Here is a 17,430-nt window from a genome sequence, read left to right on the forward strand (position 1 = left end):
CAAAATGACGAAGGCTAGGCTGGACCCGTGTTCGACTCGCCTGACTTCGACCTCGCGCCCTACGCGGAGGTCGACCTCCCGGCGCAGGTGCGGCGCACCTACTGCAGCTGGAGCGACGCGGGCTGGCGATCGCTGCTGGTGCAGTGCTTCGACCACGCGCCGGAGGCCGAGCCGTTCCCGATGCCCGCGGTGGCCGACCTCCACCTCGTGCTCTGCGTGGGCGGGGACGTGGAGATGCGCACGCGCGCCGACGGCAAACCGGTGCGCCGCCGCTGGGTGCCCGGCACCCTCGAACTGATGGTCCCCGGCCTGGCCAGCGTGCGCGACTACCGGACCACCTCGCCGCTGCGCACGGTCCAAGTGACCGTTCCCTCGGTGACCGTCGAGCAGGTCGCCGAGGGCCGGACACCGGATTTCCCGGCGCTCACCGCCGATCCGCTGGTCGAACAGCTCGTGCGCGCGCTGCCACCCGCCGCCGGCGCGGGCGACCTCTACGCCGAATCCGCCGCCGCCTTCCTGGTGACGCACCTGCTGACCGGCGGGCGGCACGAACGCCTGCCCGGCCCCGAACACGCGGCGGTCCGCCGGGCCGTCGCCGAAATGCGGGAACGGCTGGCCGAACCGCTGACCGTGGCCGAGATCGCCGCCGAAGCGCATTTGAGCGTGTACCACTTCATCCGCGTTTTCCGGGACGCCACCGGCGAAACCCCGCACCGGTTCCTCACCCGGTTGCGGATCGAGCGGGCGCGGCGACTGCTTTCCGGCACCGACCTCACCGTCGCGCAGATCGCCGACCGGTGCGGATTCGCCAGCCCCGGCGCGTTGTCCACGGCGTTCCTCGGCCAGGTCGGCGTGCGGCCGTCGGTGTACCGCAAGAACTGATCGATCCTCGGCAATCCGGCGCATGGCCCGCGGCCGCGCGCGGGCGAGAGGGTGGCCCCATGCGCAAATACGACGCGACGGCCGCCACCACGGCACCCCCGGCGGTGGTCTGGCGCCTGCTGGCGGACGCCCGGACCTGGCCCACCTGGTCGGCGGTCGACGAACTGGTGCTCGACCGGTCCAGCGGCCTCGACCCCGACGGCCACGATCCCGTCGGGGCGGTCCGCGCGTTCCGCACCGGGAAGACGGTCACCGGCGAGCGCGTGACCGGTCTGGTCGAAGAGAAGCAGCTGACCTACGAGGACGCGTTCAACAGCACCATCCACGACTACCGCGCGGTCGTCGACCTCACGCCCACCCCGGACGGCGGCACGCTCATCCACTGGCACGGCACCTACTCCGCGCGCACGGGACTGGGCTGGCTGATGCAGGGCGTGATGCGGCGCGTCATGCAGCGGATGGCCGACGGCCTCGCCACCCACGCGGCGGAGATCACCCCGCGCTGACGCCTGCGACACAACAGCGACAAAGCGCGGATCGCGGGCGGACACGGGCCCGGCAGCGTGGGGCTCATGAGCAAACGACTGAAAACGCTGGCCGCGGCGTGTGCGGTACTGGCTGTCGCGGCGTGTTCCCCGGCTGAACCCGCACCGGCCGCGCCGCCGTCGAAACTGCTGTGGATGGGCGACTCCGTGGCCGAGGGACTGGCGGGACCGCTCGCCGCGGCCGCGCAAGCCGGTGGGCTGTCGATGGAGTCGATCGCGTCGACCGGCGGGGGCAACGTGTCCGGCATCGAGGAGCTGACCAAGTCCACTTGGGACCAGCTCACCGGCAAGCTGGGTTCCTTCGACCCGGACGTGGTCGCCTACCAGGTGTCCACTTACGACTGGGGCACCGAAGGAGAACAGCTGGCGGCGTACGAAAAACTGCTGGCGACCGTCACCGCCGCCGGGGCCACGCTCGTGTTCGTGACGATGCCGCCGATCAAGGCCGACGAGTTCTACGCCCCGCATCTGGCCGAACTCCAGCGCACCGGCGGGCTGGTGCGGCGGGTGGCCGACGGTTCGGGCGGCAAGGCCGTTGTGCTGGACAGCGCGGCGGTGTGGGGACCGGAGTACCGGCTGGACCGCGACGGCAAACGCGACCGCAGCCCCGACGGCATCCACACCTGCCCGCAGGGCGCGGCCCGGTTCACCGCCTGGCTGCTGGGCGAACTCGCCGCGCGCTTCCCCGGCTTCACCCCGGCGGCACCCGAATCGTGGGCCAACGCCGGCTGGGCGGGCGGCCCGGCGTTCCGCGACTGCTGACCCATACTGGCCGGGTGCCCGTGATCCTGCTCATCGAAGACGACCCGCTGGTCAGCCGCGGTCTGCAACTGGCGCTGACCAGGTACGGCAACACCGTGCGCACGGCGGGCACCGGCGAGGACGGCCTGCGCGCGTGCCACGAAACCGCGCCCGACCTGGTCGTACTGGACGTGATGCTGCCCGATCTGGACGGGTTCGAGGTGTGCCGCCGCCTCCGCGCGCGGGGGCCGGTCCCGATCATCATGCTCACCGCGCGCGGGGACGACTTCGACGTGGTCGCCGGGCTGGCCGCCGGTGCCGACGACTACGTGACCAAGCCCGTGCGGCCCGCCGTGCTGGACGCCCGGATCAAGGCGGTGCTGCGCCGGGGCGCGCCCCGCGAGGACGACACGCGGACGCACGGTGAGCTGGAGATCGACGCGGCGGGCGCGGTGGTGCGCAAGAGCGGGCAGCCGGTGGCGCTGACCCCGATCGAACTGCGGACGCTGCTCGCGCTGTCCGCCGCGCCGGGGCGGGTGTTCACCCGGCAGCAGTTGCTGGAACAGGTGTGGGAGCACGACTACCTCGGCGACTCGCGGCTGGTGGACAACTGCGTGCAGCGGTTGCGCGCGAAGATCGAGGACGTGCCCGCCGAACCGGTGTACGTGCAGACCGTGCGCGGCTTCGGCTACCGGTTCGGGCCGGTATGAGGTGGCCGCGCGGCCTGCGTGCCCGCCTGGTGCTGGCCTTCGTCGTGGTGGCCGTGGCCGGGGCGGCCGCGGCGGCGTGGGCCGGTGCCGCGTCGGCGGGCGCGTCGCTGGTCGCCGAGGCCGAACGGCGGCACACCGAGGACCTGGTGCACCGGATCGAGGCGCTGGCCCCCGACCTGAACCTCCCGCCGGACCAGGAACTGCTCGACCGCGTGCGCGACTCGCTCGGTGACCAGGCGCAGGTGACCTACCAGGGCCGCAGTTCGGGCGAACTGCCGCTGATCACCGGCGAACTGCGGACCGCGGCCCGCGATCGGCTGGTCTTCCAGCGCGTGGACACCGAGGACGGGCCGCGCCTGCTCATCGGCACGCCGATCATGAGCACCGGCCTCGATCTGGAGCGCACGCCGTCCGGTATCGAGGTCTACGTGGTGCGCGACCTGTCCGACGTCGCGCGGCAGGTGGACGCGCTGGTCGGCACCGCCGCCCTCACCAGTGCCGCCGCGCTGCCGGTCGCGGTGCTGCTCGCGCTGGTGGCCGCCCGCGGGGTGCTGCGGCCGGTGCGCCGCGTCCGGGACACCGCCGCGGCGCTGGCCGGGGGCGACCTGTCCGCCCGGATCTCCACCGGGGGCGCGGATGAACTGGCGGAGCTGGGAGAGACGGTCAACCACATGGCCGACTCGGTGCAGGAGGTGCTGGCCGAGCAGCGGCGGTTCGTCGCCGACGTGTCGCACGAACTGCGCACCCCGTTGACCACGCTGACCGCGGTGGTCGAGGTGCTGGCGGAGTCGGCGGACGACCGCCAACCGATGGCGCGGGAGTCCGCGGAACTCGCGGTCGCCGAGACCGAGCGGCTGGTCGCGCTGGTGGAGGACCTGATGGAGGTGTCCCGGTTCGACGCCGGGATGGCGCGGTTGCGGGCCGAGCCGGTGGAGGTGCCCGACGCGATCCGCGACTGCCTGCGTGCTCGCGGCTGGCTGGACGAGGTGCGGCTGGACCTGCCGGAACACCTGTCCGCCACGCTCGACCGACGACGGCTGGACGTGATCGTGGCGAACCTGGTCGGGAACGCACTGCGGCACGGCGCACCGCCGGTCCGGGTGGCGCTCCGCGAGGTGGGCAATCGGCTGGAGATCGAGGTCACCGACCACGGGCCGGGGTTGTCACCGGAGGCGCTGGCGCACGTGTTCGACCGGTTCTACAAGGCGGACAGCGCCCGGCCGCGGTCGCCGGGCAGCGGGCTCGGGCTGGCGATCTCACTGGCCAACGCGCGGCTGCACGGCGGCGATCTGGTGGCGGGCAACGCCGAGGGCGGTGGCGCGCGCTTTGTGCTCCGCCTGCCGCACGAGGAGGCGGAATGAAGCGGATCTTGCTCGGGGTGTTCGCGCTGCTCGTCGCGGGGTGCGGGGTGCCGCCGTCGGGGATCACCGGCGGGACCGACGCGCCCACCGGCGTGGCCGCCGAGATCTCGCTGTTCTTTGTGGACGGACAGCAGCGGCTGACGCCCCAGCCCCGCCCGACGGGCAAGCTCGGCACGATCACCGAGGCGCTGGCCCTCCTGCTCACCGGTCCAGGGCCGAATTCCCCGCTGCACACGGAAATCTCGGCCGCTGGGGAGACCAGGACGGTGGTGGACACCACGGCGGACCTGATCACCGTCCGCCTGCCGCTGACCGAGCGCGACGTCACCGCGCTCGGCGTGGACCAGGTCGTGTGCACCGCGCTGGGCGTGCACCTGCAGGGCGGTGGTTCGCCGTCGACCGTGGTGCGCGTGCAGTTCACGCTTCCCCACGCGGAACCGGCACCACCGCGGCGGTGCCCGGTGCTCCCGGCAGGCTGAGGCCGGTCACGTCGACCTGGACGACCGGGGGCCGGGGCACCGCGACCCACAACGCGGCGAGCGCGACCGTGGCGGCGGCGAAGGCGGCCACCCCGGTGCGGCCGCGGGCCCAGCGCGCGCGGAACCGGATCGGGTCCTCGACCAGCGCCTTCGACGCCACGGCGAGCGCGAGCGACACCGCGCACACGACGGCCGTGCGTGCCCAGCCCGTCAGGCCGAGCCGTTCTTCGGACAGGATCAGGAAAACCGGCCAGTGCCAGAGGTAGAGGCTGTAGGACACCGAGCCGAGCCAGCGCAACGGCGCCCAGTCGAGCGCGCGCGTCACGGGCGCGCCGGGTGTTTGCGCGCAAAGGGCGACCAGCACCGCCGCGAGCAGGGAGTGCGCGAACAACCCGCCGCGGAACAACCAGTGCGCGCTCTCGCCGTCCGCGACCAGCCAGAACACCGCGAGCGCACCGGCCAGCACCCCCACGACGTACCGATTGGCCACTTTGGACAGTAGGCGGGTCATCGGCGCGGTGGCCATCATCGCGCCCAGCAGCAGGGAGAACGTCCTGGTGTCGGTTCCGGTGTAGACCCGGGTGGAATCGCTGGCGCTGAAGAGGAAAAGCATCAGGACGAGCGAAAGCACCGAGGCGATCGCCGCGATCAGCGCGACCGCCTTGGCCGAGCGGGCGAACAGCACGACCACCGGCCACAGGAGGTAGAACTGCTCTTCGACGGCGATGCTCCACAGGTGGCCGAACACCCGTCCCGGGCCGAACCGGTTCCAGTAGGTGGCGGATTCGGCCAGGAGGTGCCAGTTCACCAGGTTCGCCTGGACCCACGGGCCGTCGGCCAGTGCCGTGTGCCAGAGGTTCTTGTCGCCCAGCGCCCACACCGCGAGCGTGGTGCCGGCGAGCATCACCGTCAGCGCGGGCAGCAGGCGCCGGACTCGGCGTCCCCAGAACGCACGCAGTGAGGTGCCGTTTCGCAGCAACAACCCGGTGATCAGGAAGCCGGACAACGCGAAGAACAGGTCCACGCCGAGGAAACCCCCGCCGAAGTGCCCGGCGTGGAACAACAGCACTCCGGCGACCGCGATACCGCGGAGCCCGTCCAGCCCCGCGAGTCTTTTCTCATCTGCCACCACTCCGACCCTGCGCGGCCAAGATCACCGCCGGGTCCGTGCTTTGTGGCAGTCGTGTCGCAGCGGCTCAGCTACCGGACAGCAGCGCGAATCCCTGGCGATCGACCGGGAGGGCGGTGGCCGAGAGGATGACCGCGGCGGTGCCGGCGTCGCGGTCGAAGCCGAGCCAGGTGCGGAATCCACCGGTGCCGCCGTTGTGCCAGGTGACCGTCCGGTCCTTCACCCGGATCGTCAGCCAGGCGGCCCCGATCCGTCCGGCCGCGCCGAAGCGGTCGACCGGGTCGAGCGCCGCGGTACCCGGCGCGCTGCCGTCGAGCACCGCGGCGGCGAAGCGGGCCATGGCGGTGATGGAGGCCCGGATGCCGCCGGCCGGTCCGATCGCCTCACCGGTCCAGGGTTCGCGCGGATGCCCTCGGCGGCTGCGGCCGGTGAGCGCGCCCGGCCGGAGGTCGGCGGCCGTTGCGGGCACGGAGAAATCGAGATCCAGCGGCTTCGCGAGGCGCTGGTGGACGAGGTCGGCATAGGTCGTCGAGGCGGCCTTGGCGAGGGCGTGACCGAGCAGTTCGAACCCGAAGTTGGAGTAGCGGGGGCGCGGTTTGCCCACCGCCACGCCCCGGGCCTGCTGCAGGAGTTGCCCGAGGTCCTCGCCGTAGGGATTGGTGCCGTGCCGCCACAGCGCGATGGTGCGGCGCAAGGGATGCGCGGACTTCGGCAGCCGGGGGAGGCCGGAGCGGTGGGTGCTCAGCGAACGCAGTGTCACCCGCGCGACGGGGGCGTCGCCGAGTGGCAGCAACTCGCCGAGCGTGGTGTCCCGGCCGATCTCGCCGCGGTCGAGCGCGTCGACGTAGAGCAAGCCGGTGATGCCCTTGGTGATCGAGCCGATCTCGAAGTCCGCATCGAGCGCGGCCCCACACCCCGCCGCCGCGACGCCCTGTGCCGAGACCAGGGCCGCCGCGGCGACCGGGTGGCGCGGGCCCAGCAACTCGCCGAGGCGGGCGGCCAGCCGTTCGTCACCGTGGATCGTCGCGTCCATGCGCCCCACTCTAGGCCGCGACCAGCTCCGGCTTCTTGCGCAGCACGGTCATGCCGATCACCGCGAACGCCACCACGATGAGCGCGCCGATGGTGGCGACGGTGTGCAGGCCGCTGGTGAACGCCTCCCGCGCGGCCGCCAGTACCGAGTTCTCACCCAGTGCCACGGCACCGGCGAGGCTCTCGCCCGCCTGGCCCGGAAGGTCCACTTCGGACCGGTAGACCGCGGTGCCGATGCTGCCGAACAACGCGATCCCCATGGCGATCCCGAATTCCCCGGTGGTCTCCGACATGGCCGAGGCCGCGCCCGCCTTCCGCGGCGGCACCGAGTTGATCACCATCTCGGTGCACAGCACGCCCTGCGGGCCCATGCCGAACGCCGCCACCGAGATGCCCAGCACCAGCAGCAGCAGCCCCTGCCCGGCGTCGATCAGGGTGAACAGCAGCATGCCGCCCGCCGCGACCAGCATGCCGAAGCCGAGCACGAACTCCGGCCGGAACCGCTTGGCCAGCCTCGGCGCCAGCATCGAACCGGCGACCACCGCGACGGCCTGCGGCACCAGCGCGAACCCCGCTTCACCCGAGGACAGCCCTTCGACCAGCTGCAGGTACTGGTTGACCAGCAGGAAAACCCCGCCCATGGTGAGCGCGCCGACCAGCATGATGCCCAGCGCCGCGGCGAACTTCTGGTCGCGGAACAGGCTCAGGTCCAGCATCGGGTGCTCGATCACCCGCTGCCGCCGCACGAACACCACGCCGACCACCGCCCCGGCCACCAGCGCCGCCAGGTTGACCGCGCCGGGCCCGTCCTTCGCCAGTTCCTTCAGCCCGAACACGATCGGCAGCACCGCGCCGAGCCATAACGCCACGCTGACCAGGTCCAGCCGGCCGGCGTGCTCGTCGCGGTACTCCGGCAGCAGCTTCGGGGCGGTGACCAGCAACAGCACCATCACCGGTACGGCCAGCAGGAACACCGCGCCCCAGTGCGCGACCTCCAGCAGCGCGCCGCCGACCACCGGGCCGATCACCATGCCGCCCATGAAGCAGCTCATCCACACCGCGATCGCCGTTCCGCGCTGGCGCGCGTCCTGGAACATGTTGCTGATCAGCGCCAGCGTCGACGGCATCAGGGTCGCCCCGGCGATCCCGAGCACGGCCCGCGCCGCGATCAGCATCTCCGGGCTGGTGGCGAACGCCGCCGCGATCGAGGCCAGCCCGAACGCGGCGCCGCCCGCCATCAGCAGCTTCCGCCGCCCGATCCGGTCACCGAGCGTGCCCATGGTGACCAGGAAGCCGGCGATCAGGAAGCCGTAGATGTCGATGATCCAGAGCAGCTGGCTGCCGCTGGGGTGCAGGTCGGCGGCCAGGTGCGGGACCGCGAGGTGCAGCACGCTCATGTCCAGCGAGAGCAGCAGGGTCGGCAGCGCCAGCACGGCCAGCCCAACCCATTCCCGCCGCCCGGCTCGCGTTGTCGTCTCCGTGTTCATCGGGGCCCGTCCTCGTGATCTGGTGATTTCCGCTTTCACCCACACGACGAACGGTCGGGCCTCGAACAGACACCCGTCCTGAAACTTTCTCGATCAGCGTGGCTGGGCCCGGCGCCAGGCCACGTAGTCCGCGACCGCGGCGTCCACATCGAAGGCCGGGGTGAAGCCGGTGTCCTCGGTGAGGCGGGTGATGTCGAGGTACGGGTCCTCGCCGGGCCCGTGCTCGCGGCCCGGCAGCAGGTCCAGGCGCAGGCCGGGCGTATGCCGCCGGAGCGCCTCGGCGAACTGGCGGTTCGTCGCCGGAACCCCGCTCGACACGTTGTAGGTGTGGTGCCGCAGCGTTTCCGCGGTCACCAGCAGGGCGATCGCCCGGCCCGCGTCGGGGGCGTAGCAGCGGTCGCCGCCGTCGTCGGCGTGCAGGGGTGGTGGCTCCTCGCCCCGCAGCGCGGCGCTGACGTAGGACGGGATGTGGAAGAACGGCGACTCGGGATCGACGAGCGGCCCCCAGATGGTCCCGATCCGGAGCACGACCGGCTGCACCCCGGTGTCCCGCAGGCTGTGCGTGGTCAGCGGTTCGACGGCCTTCTTGAACGCGATGATCAGGTGCGGCAGCTCCGCGGTGGGCAGCGCCAGGTCCTCGTGCCAGGGGATCTCCGGCCTGCCGAGGTACGCGCCGAGGCTGGCCGCGACGGCGAACCGGCGCACGCCCCAGGCGCGGGCCGCGTCCAGCGCGTTGAGCAGGCCCGTGGTGTCCGTGCGGAAGTAGGCCACCGGATCGTCGCCGGGAATGCTGCCCGCGAGGTGGACGATGTCATTGATCTCGTAACGCTCGCCGAGCTTCAGGAAGGCGTCCCGGTCGGTGACGTCGAGGGGTTCCACGGTCACCCGGCCCGCCAGGAACGAGGGCACCCCGGTCCGCCGGTGGGCGGTCACCACCACCTCCTGCCCCAGATCGGTGAGGGCGCGGGCGGTGTGGGCGCCGATCATGCCGAGGCCACCGGTGACCAGGATCATCGGACCACCTCGTAGCGCAGGTGGGTCACGCCCGGCGCCGGAACGGCTTCCAGCAGGCGGAGTTCCACGTGCTGGGGCAGTTCGCGGAAGAAGCTGTGCCCGCCACCGAGCAGGACCGGGATCTGGTGCAGGATCACCTCGTCGACGAGCCCGGCCTTGAGCGCCTCGGTGACCAGGCCGCCACCCATCAGCGCGACGTCCTTGTCCCCGGCGGCTTCGCGCGCCGCGGCGACGGCGTCCCCGACGCCGCTGGTGATCAGCGTCTGCCGCTCGCCGATCTCGGGCACGGGCCGGTGGCTGACCACGAAGAGTCTCGCGGTCGGGTGTGGACTGCCGCCGCTGAAGTGGCTGGAGTGCTCGTAGGTGGTGCGTCCGGCGACGCTCGCGCCGACGCGGGCCGCGGCGGCGTCGAAGAACCGGGCGCTGGGCTCGCTGAGCTTGAACCCGTCGAAGACCTCGCTCGGCGTGTCCCCGTTGAAGTACCAGTCGAAGAGCATGGGCGCGTCACCGAGACCGCGGCCGAACTCCTTTTCGCCGTCGCGGGGGCGTCCGCTGATGTACCCGTCGACCGAGACGGAATGGGCGCTGACGACCTTGCTCATTGTGCTCCTTGGATGGCTTGCGGGAAGTCGAAGAACTGGTGGGGGTCGTAGGTTTTCTTGATCGCGGCCAGCCGGGGGAGGTTGTCCGCGTGATAGGCCGTTGCCGGGTTTTCCAGTGCGAGATCGGGGAAGTTGGGGTAGACCCGGCCCGATCCTTCGGTGTGGGCGGTGGTCCAGGACTCGTCGACCCAGCCGTCGCCCTCGCCCGCGATGTGTTCGAGCAGGAAGTGCTCGTTCCGGTGTGCGAACGCGGTGGTGTGCCCGGCGACCCGGTTGTAGGCCCCGCCCATCGCGGTGAACGAGAGCTGCCGCGGCGTCGGCGCCGGGGTTAGTCCGTCCACAAGGGACTCGATGGTTGGGAAGGACATGGTGCGGGAGAAGAACTCCGATCGGATGCGCAGGGGCCCGACCGGATCCGAGTCGGCCAGCGTGCGCTTCAGCTGGTGGAACGGGACGCCCTCGGCCAGGTCGACCGGCCGGTCGGTGAACCCGCGCAGCAGGTCGCGGGTCGTTTCCCGGTCGAGCGTGGCGGCGCCGAGAAGGGTGGCGCCGGTGGGGTCGATCAGGAGGTTGGCGGTGATCTCGTCGGGGGCCTTCGGTGCCCATTCCTGCCACGCGGCGACCAGTTCCGCTTCTCCACCAGGCCAGTGCGCCTCGATGCGCGTGGTCACCGCCTCCGGCACGGTGGCGAACCGCAGCGACGTGACCACCCCGAACTGGCCGCCGCCCGCGCCCCGCAGCGCCCAGAACAGGTCCGGTTCGCGGTCGGCGTCACAGTCCACGACCCGGCCGTCCGCGAGCACGACCCGTGCTCGGACGAGCCGGTCGCAGGTCAGCCCGTACCGGCGGCCGAGCAGGCCGATCCCGCCGCCGAGGGTGAGGCCCGCGATGCCGACGGTGGCGCCACACCCGGCCGGGATGGTCCGCCCGCGCGCGTGCAGCGCGGGGTACACCCGGCCGAGTGAGGCACCGGCACCGATCGTGGCGGTCCCGTCGTCCGCCACGGTGATCCGGTTCAAACCGGACAGATCGAGCACGATCCCGTCCGTGGCCGACCGGCCGGCGAAGCAGTGCCCGCCACCGCGGGGCACGAGGTGTGCCCCGGTTCCCCAGGCGTGGCCGATGGCGTCGACGACGTCCTGGGTGGAGCGGCAGGGGAGTACGAGCACGAATCCGACGTTAGGGAGTTCGCGCTCCCCGCTCTTGAACAAAACGCGCAACCTCGGGCGGCGTGCGGCGACTCGCCAGGAACGGCCGGTAGGAGGCGGCGTGGTCGTGACCGCAGGCGCAGCGGTCGAGGTCGCCACTGAGCAGCCGGCGCGGGGTGAGACCGCTCAACCGCAGGCATTCCCGGCTGAGGTGGGCCTGGTCGGCGTACCCCACGTCGACCGCCAGCCCCGCCATGCCGTCGGCGCCACGGCGTCCGGACGCGGTCGCGCCCGCCTGCGCCAGCGCGAGGAAGCCCTGGAACCGCAACGTCCGCTGGAGGACCTTGGGGCTCATGCCGACCGCGTGCAGGCAGCGGCGGCGCAACTGGCTCGCCGACAACGCCAGGTGCCCGGCGAGCGCGTCGATGTTGACCGGGTGCCAGGGCATCAGCGTCCGGACGGCCGCGCCCACCAGCGGGTCCACCGGATTCGCGCGCCGGAATTCGCCGAGCAGGTGGGTTTGCAGGGCCAGCAGCGCGCGTTCCGGGGTGGCGGCGGTGGCCAGCACGTCCACCAGGCGGTCCGTGGGCCGCCACAGGTCGGTGAGGCCGAGTCGCTGGTCCACCAGTTCGTCGAGCACGGCGGGCAGGGGCGGCGCGGTGCCCGGCTGGAACCGCACGCCGACGATCGTGGTGCGGGCCGGGATGACCTCGATCTCCGGCCTGGTCAGCGGGCCGACCAGCTGCGGACGGCCGCCGAGCGGGAAGTGGACCTCCACCCCGCCGGTGGGCAGGTGCCGCTGCACGTACGGCGCGTCGCTGGTGCGCTGGATCCAGACGGTGCGCACCACACCGGCCAGTCCGGGCAGCGGCGGACGCTCCACGTAGGACGCCGGTTCGGTCACCCCAGCACTGAAGCGCTTCCGCGTCCTCGGCGCAAGGACGTCACCGGGTGCTGGGTGCCCACGTCGCTCGAAGTCCTGATATGGATGCTGTGACACTCTTCCCGTGAACGTAACATCCGGCTAGGGTTCGGAGCATGACGATCACGCCCGACACCACGGGCTTCCGACCGGACGGCACCGACTGGGTGGACGCCCACGGCGACCGCATGTCCGTGCACACCTTCGACCTGGTGCCCAACCTGCCCGCGAGCCTGGACGACGTCCCCCGCCTGCGGCACGGGCTGGCCGTGGAGACCGCCGAGGTGGGCGGGCTGGTCGAGGCGTTCGTGGTCACCGTGGACGGCGTGCCCGCGCTGCTGCAGGTGGTGAAGCTGCCCTTCCCGGACCGGCCGGGCCAGGCGTTCGTCGCGACGATCACGGTGCCCAAGGCGACCGCGAGCGTGGTGCTGAGGCTCATCGCCGCCGAGGGTTCGATGACCGGGGCGCGGGAAGCGGCGGTGCTCTCGGACACGATCGGCGAGACCGGCAGTCCCGACGCGTTCTACGCCCCGCACCCGTACGCGCCGCAGTCCCAGCCCCGGTTGCCGTGGCACCGCGCCGACGACCCGCGGCTCGACGAGCGCTTCCCGGACCACCCGCTCAGCCGCGCCCGGCGCTGGCTGCGGTACATGCTGGCCACCGCCCGGCTGGACCCGGAGTTCGCCGCGCTGCCGCCGTTCGGGGCGCCGGTGTCGGTGTCGATCGGCCTGCCGATCGGGCCGTTCCTTCCACTGTGGACGGTAGAGGAGCGGATGACGTTCTGGCGCATGGAAGATCCGGGCGCGGTGCGGGCTCAGCTGGGTCGTGGCGGGATCACCCGGCGTCCGCTGAACTCGGCCGAGGGGTGCGAAGCCGGGTGGCTGTACCCGGCGGACGGCGTGCTGGCCTTGTCGGCGGACGGGGCGCCCGTGCGGATCTCGGCGGTCAGCGACGAGACGGCGTACACGAGCATCACCTCGGAGGAGATCGTCGCGGCGTTCGACTGGATCGGGGAGCTGTCAGTGGCGGCGGGGGATCGCGCGGAGATGTTGCTGGTGCGCACCGCCGCGGTCGCCGATGGTGCGGACAACTTCGTGCTGATGACCCTGCAGAACCACGGTGGCGACCTTTCGTGCGTGGTCGAAACCGCACCGGTGCCGGTGGGGGCGCAGTTCTGGGACACGCTGCCGCCGCTGCCCACCCCGGAGAAAGCCGGCTTCGCGCGCCCGCGCGACGCGGACCAGGCCCGCACGGACGGCAGGCTCACGATGTGGGCCGTGCAGACCTGGGACCTCCACCCGTTCCGGCTGATGCTTTCGTACAAACCGAATCCGTCGCTGGGTTGATTGTCTCGTCCCACCGCGACCGGGTCGGGCCGCGCGTGCGCCTCGCCGTGTGGCCGCTCTCGCCTTTCGAAGGAACGCCGTTGTGTGAAGGGGGTTTTGCCTGACACGGATGGGTGCTTCGGGGGAGGATCCGCCGTTGTGAGGAAGTGCCCTGAAGTTCGTGTGGTGAACGGGAAGTTGCGCGGCACCTGGGACTCGGGTGTCGCGGTGTTCCGGGGGATTCCGTTCGCCCGGCCACCGGTGGGGGAGTTGTGGTTCGCCGCACCACGGCCCCCGGAGGACTGGGACGGCGTTCGCCACCTGCGGCGACCCCGGCTGGCCCGCGTACGACCCGCGGCGACGCCTGGTGCAGATCTTCGACACCCGGCCCACCGTCACCACCTACCCCGAAGAAGTCTCCCGGCAGATCTGGCGCGACCACGCGGACCGGTGACCGTCACAGAACCATGACACAGCGCGGACAGGACGCGCACACAGACGCTCGACGATGACCCCGAAGCTGATCACGAAGAGGGGACACGAAGTCATGGCTCAGTACGGAAAATGGGACCGGCGCTCGCTGCTGCGGGGAGCCGCCGCGCTGGCCGGTGCCGCCGCGGCCGTGCCGCTGCTGGGCGGGGTGGCCGCGGCGCAGGCCGAACCGGCCGGTGACGCGGACGCGTTGTTCAAGGCGGGCCACTTCGACCAGGCCGCCCGCGCCTACGAGAACATCCTGAAGACGGACCCGAAGAACCTGAACGCCGCCCGCCAGCGCGGCTACGTTGCGTTGCTGAGCAACAAGTTCCCCGACGCCGAGAAGTACCTCACCATGGCGCTCGACCTGTCACCCGGGGACAAGGACACCAACTACCTCCTGGCCGACTGCTACCTCCGGCAGGACAAGTTCGCGCTGTCCGTGCCGCGCTGGCAGGCGACCGGCGAGGAGAGCTACGCCAAGTGGTTCGGGGCGGTCACCGGCGAGCCGTACCAGCTCCACGGCGACAGCGCCCGACTGCCGTTCCAGCAGATGGACCCGATGCCGCTGGTGGAGGCCTCGGTCAACGGCGGACCGCCGAAGCGCTTCTCGTTCTACACCGGCGCGCCGAACCTCGGCGTGTCCGCCTCGGTGGCCAAGGAAGCCGGGCTCACCCCCGTCACCAGCCAGAAGGTCGAGTACGAGAACGGCGTCATCTGGGCGCACTACGGGATCCTGGACTCCCTCAAGCTGGGCGGCCTCGAACTCCGCAACCTCCCCGTGGGCTGGTCGACGACGGAATCGGGCGAAGACACCGACTCCGACAGCGACGGCCTGATCGGCACCTGGGTCCTCTACCACCTGCGGCCCACCTTCGACTACGCCGGCCGGTCGCTGATCCTGCGCCGCCCGGCACCCGAACCGGCCGCCGGTGGTCTGCCGTTGTGGCTGGCCCGCGAGCAGTACTTGCACAGCCGGGGGAGTTTTGCCGGCTCCGGCCCGCGCGTGGTGGGGGTCAACATCGGCGGCACCGGCGAGGTGACCGCGGGCATGTTCGGCGAAACGGCCAAGCAGCTGGGGATCCGCACCGACCACGACCGCGAGATCGGCACGTTCGGCAGCAGCCACCCGGCCGTGGTCTACCCCTGCTACCCGAAGGAGATCCGCCTCGGCGACGCCGTGGCGAAGGAGGCCTACTGCTACACGAACCCGAACCGGCCGATCAACGTGCCGTTGCCGTTCGGTACCGGGTTCGACACGATGGGCTGGTTCGCCCACTGCTTCTGGAAGCCGTACCACGTCACCCTCGACTTCACCGCGATGAGCCTGCACATCGCTCGCGGCCCGGCGGCGGGCTGACCCACCCACCTGGGGGATGACTGTCCTACCTGGACGGTGGTACGGCGGAAGCGGTGAGGAAATCCCGGTAACGCCAACGCAAACAGCGGCGACTACCTGTGCACTGGGGACAGATGGTGAGGCGCCGTGGAACAGGACATCGTGGTCGACTGGATGCTCGCGGCCTGGCGGGCCGAGATCGACAGCGTGCCCATACCCGCTGGTCTGACGGTCGGTGAGGCACTGGCGATCGTGGCGTGCGCTCAACGTCACGAAGGTGGCTTTCGAGGCCTCCGGCGTCTCGAAAGCCACATTCGTGACATCTCGCGGGAGCCGCGTCCGGGTGCCGAGCGGAGGTCAGCGCCGCGTCGCGTGGAGGTGCCAGACGGGGCCGAGGATCCGGCCCTGCTCGTCGCGGCGGACGCGGGCCGGGTCGACGGAGAAGCCGACGTTCGCCAGTTCCTCGGCACCGACGCGGCCGAACGTCTCCTCGGTCAGTGAGGTGGTGTAGGAGGTGCGGCGGATTTCCTCGATCTCCCAGTGCGTTCCGAGGTTCGTCCGCAGGTTCTCCTTGCTGACGCTCATCGGGAACCGCAGGCCTTCGTCGATGTCGGCGAAGCACAGCAGGTGCAGCCGCGCGCCCGGCGCGGTCACCCGGTGCAGCGCCGCCGCGTAGCGCTGCCGTTGTTCGTCGTCGAGGCAGTGGTACAGCGCGCTGTCGAGCACGGTGTCGTACCGCTGGTCACCGAGTTCGGTGAGCGCGGTCGCGTCGGACCGCACGAAGGTGACCTCGGCACCGTGCTTCGCGGCCCGCCGGGCGGCTTCCTCCAGCGCGGTCGCCGAGCCGTCGACCCCGGTGACCCGGTGACCGCGGCTCGCCAGGAACGCGGCGTTCTCGCCGAGCCCGCAGCCGATGTCCAGCACTTCACTGCGGAACCGGCCGTCGCGCTCCAGTTCGACCACCGCGGGTTGCGGGGCCCCGATGTCCCACGGCGCCAGGTCGAAGCTGACCTCGCTGCCCTTGATCAGCGGTTTTCCTTGGTAAGCCGCGTCGAAATCGACGTCGCGCAGGGGGAAGGCCGACATGGCGAGCACCTTGCCTTTCGTGAGTTCACCACCGTTCAAAAGAGTACGGTACGGTACCGTACCGCTGCTGTCACGTAGGATCCCGCCATGACCACGGCTCCGCTGCGGGGTGGGCAGGCTCGGCAGGACGAGCTGCTGGCCGCGACCATCGACGTGCTGCGGGAGACCGGGTACGACCGGCTGACCATCGACGCCGTGGTCGCCCGCGCGCGGGCCAGCAAGGCGACGGTCTACCGGCGCTGGCCGAACAAGGCGGCGCTGGTGGTGGCCGCGTTCACCCGGGCCATCGAGATCTCGCAGGAGCCGCCGGACACCGGTTCGCTGCGGGAGGACCTGGTGGCCGTGCTCGGCGGGCTGATGACCGAGCTCGACCGGCTCGGGGACGTGATGACCGGGCTGATCGGGGAGCTGCGTCGCAGCCCGGAACTGGCGGAGGCGATGCGCGGCGGGTTCATCGCCGCCCGCCGGGAACTGATGATGCAGGTCTTCGAACGGGCCAAGGCCCGGGGCGAGTTCACCGGGGACGCCTACCTCGACACCCTCTGGTACCTGGGCCCGGCACTCGTTTTCTTCCGCACGCTGATGCTCGGCGAGCCGGTGGACAGCGCCTTCGTCGAGCACGTGGTCGACGACATCGTGCTGCCGCTGCTCCGCTAGTTCAGTCGGCGGGGCCGCGCAGGGTGAGGACCACGCGCAGCACGTGCTCCACCGCGGCCGGGAACACCGCGCCCCGCAGTTCGTCGCGGGTGCTGAGGTTCTCCGCGGCGAACTCCACCATGCGGTCCGGCCCCGCCCGCCGGACCACCAGTGCGGCGACCTCGTCGAGGTCCAGCTCCGGGTGGTCCAGGCGGGCCAGGGTGAACTCGACGAGCAGTTCCTCGTCGGTCATCGGGCTTCCAGTTGCCGCTGGACGAGGTCGAGGAACGCGTCCACCTCGTCTTCCTGGTAGCCGCGCTGCCCCGACCGCGCCTTGCCGAAGGCGACGTCACGCACTTCCGCCGCGGTGAGGCGGTCGGTGCCGCGCAGGGTCTGCTCGATGCGGGCGACGAAGGCGTCGACCGCGTGCTCGTCGTAACCACGTCTCCAGAACGGCGCCTTCGCGAAGCTGGTGTGGCGGACATCATCGGGGGTCATGGTCCCAACCTGCCACGCCG

Annotated in this window: 20 protein-coding genes; 10 read left to right on the forward strand and 10 right to left on the reverse strand. The window is 71.6% G+C overall.

Annotated features, from left to right (window positions below):
- The first annotated feature begins 27 nt into the window (after positions 1-27).
- The 6 genes from JYK18_RS25350 to JYK18_RS25375 all read left to right on the forward strand — a co-directional run bounded on the left by JYK18_RS25350 (position 28) and on the right by JYK18_RS25375 (position 4,718).
- A complete protein-coding gene (locus JYK18_RS25350; RefSeq protein ID WP_206805732.1) occupies positions 28-882 on the forward strand; it encodes a helix-turn-helix domain-containing protein in 855 nt (284 codons plus the stop codon).
- Positions 883-941: 59 nt separating this feature from the next.
- On the forward strand, positions 942-1,388 hold the full coding sequence (locus JYK18_RS25355) for an SRPBCC family protein (RefSeq protein ID WP_206805734.1): 447 nt from the start codon (positions 942-944) through the stop codon (positions 1,386-1,388).
- A 66-nt stretch (positions 1,389-1,454) separates the two neighbouring features.
- Complete coding sequence (locus tag JYK18_RS25360) at positions 1,455-2,189, forward strand: SGNH/GDSL hydrolase family protein (RefSeq protein WP_242582061.1); 735 nt, start codon at positions 1,455-1,457, stop codon at positions 2,187-2,189.
- Between the two features lie 14 nt (positions 2,190-2,203).
- Positions 2,204-2,878, forward strand: coding sequence for a response regulator transcription factor (locus JYK18_RS25365; protein ID WP_206805743.1), 675 nt, complete (start codon positions 2,204-2,206; stop codon positions 2,876-2,878).
- The gene (locus tag JYK18_RS25370; protein ID WP_206805746.1) at positions 2,875-4,239 is read left to right on the forward strand and encodes a HAMP domain-containing sensor histidine kinase; all 1,365 of its coding nucleotides are present in this window, start codon (positions 2,875-2,877) and stop codon (positions 4,237-4,239) included. Before JYK18_RS25365 ends, JYK18_RS25370 begins: the two co-directional genes overlap by 4 nt.
- Positions 4,236-4,718 carry a hypothetical protein gene (locus JYK18_RS25375; RefSeq protein ID WP_206805747.1) on the forward strand — a complete coding sequence of 161 codons (483 nt, stop codon included), beginning with the start codon at positions 4,236-4,238 and terminating at the stop codon, positions 4,716-4,718. Before JYK18_RS25370 ends, JYK18_RS25375 begins: the two co-directional genes overlap by 4 nt.
- On the opposite strand, the gene JYK18_RS25380 is transcribed toward JYK18_RS25375, so the two are convergent.
- The 7 genes from JYK18_RS25380 to JYK18_RS25410 form a co-directional block, all read right to left on the reverse strand.
- Positions 4,657-5,847 (reverse strand): acyltransferase, encoded by a 1,191-nt coding sequence (locus JYK18_RS25380; protein WP_307796050.1) that lies wholly within the window; start codon positions 5,845-5,847, stop codon positions 4,657-4,659. The genes JYK18_RS25375 and JYK18_RS25380 overlap by 62 nt on opposite strands.
- A gap of 67 nt (positions 5,848-5,914) precedes the next feature.
- A complete protein-coding gene (locus JYK18_RS25385) occupies positions 5,915-6,880 on the reverse strand; it encodes a serine hydrolase (protein WP_242582063.1) in 966 nt (321 codons plus the stop codon).
- Positions 6,881-6,890: 10 nt separating this feature from the next.
- A complete protein-coding gene (locus JYK18_RS25390; protein WP_206805758.1) occupies positions 6,891-8,366 on the reverse strand; it encodes an MFS transporter in 1,476 nt (491 codons plus the stop codon).
- Between the two features lie 93 nt (positions 8,367-8,459).
- On the reverse strand, positions 8,460-9,380 hold the full coding sequence (locus JYK18_RS25395; protein ID WP_206805759.1) for an NAD(P)-dependent oxidoreductase: 921 nt from the start codon (positions 9,378-9,380) through the stop codon (positions 8,460-8,462).
- The gene (locus tag JYK18_RS25400; protein ID WP_206805761.1) at positions 9,377-9,982 is read right to left on the reverse strand and encodes a dihydrofolate reductase family protein; all 606 of its coding nucleotides are present in this window, start codon (positions 9,980-9,982) and stop codon (positions 9,377-9,379) included. The genes JYK18_RS25395 and JYK18_RS25400 overlap by 4 nt, the downstream gene beginning before the upstream one ends.
- Positions 9,979-11,151 carry an FAD-binding protein gene (locus tag JYK18_RS25405; RefSeq protein ID WP_307796051.1) on the reverse strand — a complete coding sequence of 391 codons (1,173 nt, stop codon included), beginning with the start codon at positions 11,149-11,151 and terminating at the stop codon, positions 9,979-9,981. Before JYK18_RS25405 ends, JYK18_RS25400 begins: the two co-directional genes overlap by 4 nt.
- A gap of 10 nt (positions 11,152-11,161) precedes the next feature.
- Complete coding sequence (locus tag JYK18_RS25410) at positions 11,162-12,034, reverse strand: DUF6597 domain-containing transcriptional factor (RefSeq protein WP_206805772.1); 873 nt, start codon at positions 12,032-12,034, stop codon at positions 11,162-11,164.
- Positions 12,035-12,168: 134 nt separating this feature from the next.
- On the opposite strand from JYK18_RS25410, the gene JYK18_RS25415 reads away from it, so the two are divergent.
- The 3 genes from JYK18_RS25415 to JYK18_RS25425 all read left to right on the forward strand — a co-directional run bounded on the left by JYK18_RS25415 (position 12,169) and on the right by JYK18_RS25425 (position 15,211).
- Positions 12,169-13,398, forward strand: coding sequence for a hypothetical protein (locus JYK18_RS25415; RefSeq protein ID WP_206805774.1), 1,230 nt, complete (start codon positions 12,169-12,171; stop codon positions 13,396-13,398).
- Between the two features lie 207 nt (positions 13,399-13,605).
- Complete coding sequence (locus JYK18_RS25420; RefSeq protein ID WP_307796220.1) at positions 13,606-13,848, forward strand: carboxylesterase family protein; 243 nt, start codon at positions 13,606-13,608, stop codon at positions 13,846-13,848.
- 76 nt (positions 13,849-13,924) lie between these two features.
- Complete coding sequence (locus JYK18_RS25425; RefSeq protein ID WP_206805785.1) at positions 13,925-15,211, forward strand: tetratricopeptide repeat protein; 1,287 nt, start codon at positions 13,925-13,927, stop codon at positions 15,209-15,211.
- Between the two features lie 336 nt (positions 15,212-15,547).
- On the opposite strand, the gene JYK18_RS25430 is transcribed toward JYK18_RS25425, so the two are convergent.
- Positions 15,548-16,276, reverse strand: coding sequence for a class I SAM-dependent methyltransferase (locus tag JYK18_RS25430; RefSeq protein WP_206805787.1), 729 nt, complete (start codon positions 16,274-16,276; stop codon positions 15,548-15,550).
- A gap of 87 nt (positions 16,277-16,363) precedes the next feature.
- Here JYK18_RS25430 and JYK18_RS25435 point away from each other — a divergent pair, with 87 nt between their 5' ends.
- On the forward strand, positions 16,364-16,933 hold the full coding sequence (locus tag JYK18_RS25435; protein WP_206805796.1) for a TetR/AcrR family transcriptional regulator: 570 nt from the start codon (positions 16,364-16,366) through the stop codon (positions 16,931-16,933).
- Between the two features lies 1 nt (position 16,934).
- On the opposite strand, the gene JYK18_RS25440 is transcribed toward JYK18_RS25435, so the two are convergent.
- Complete coding sequence (locus JYK18_RS25440) at positions 16,935-17,165, reverse strand: hypothetical protein (protein ID WP_206805798.1); 231 nt, start codon at positions 17,163-17,165, stop codon at positions 16,935-16,937.
- Entirely contained in the window at positions 17,162-17,410 is a 249-nt protein-coding gene (locus JYK18_RS47600; protein WP_206805801.1) for a DivIVA domain-containing protein, read from the reverse strand. Before JYK18_RS47600 ends, JYK18_RS25440 begins: the two co-directional genes overlap by 4 nt.
- Positions 17,411-17,430 lie beyond the last annotated feature (20 nt).

Origin of the sequence: Amycolatopsis sp. 195334CR (assembly GCF_017309385.1) — a bacterium.
In the GTDB taxonomy this organism is placed as follows: Bacteria; Actinomycetota; Actinomycetes; order Mycobacteriales; family Pseudonocardiaceae; genus Amycolatopsis.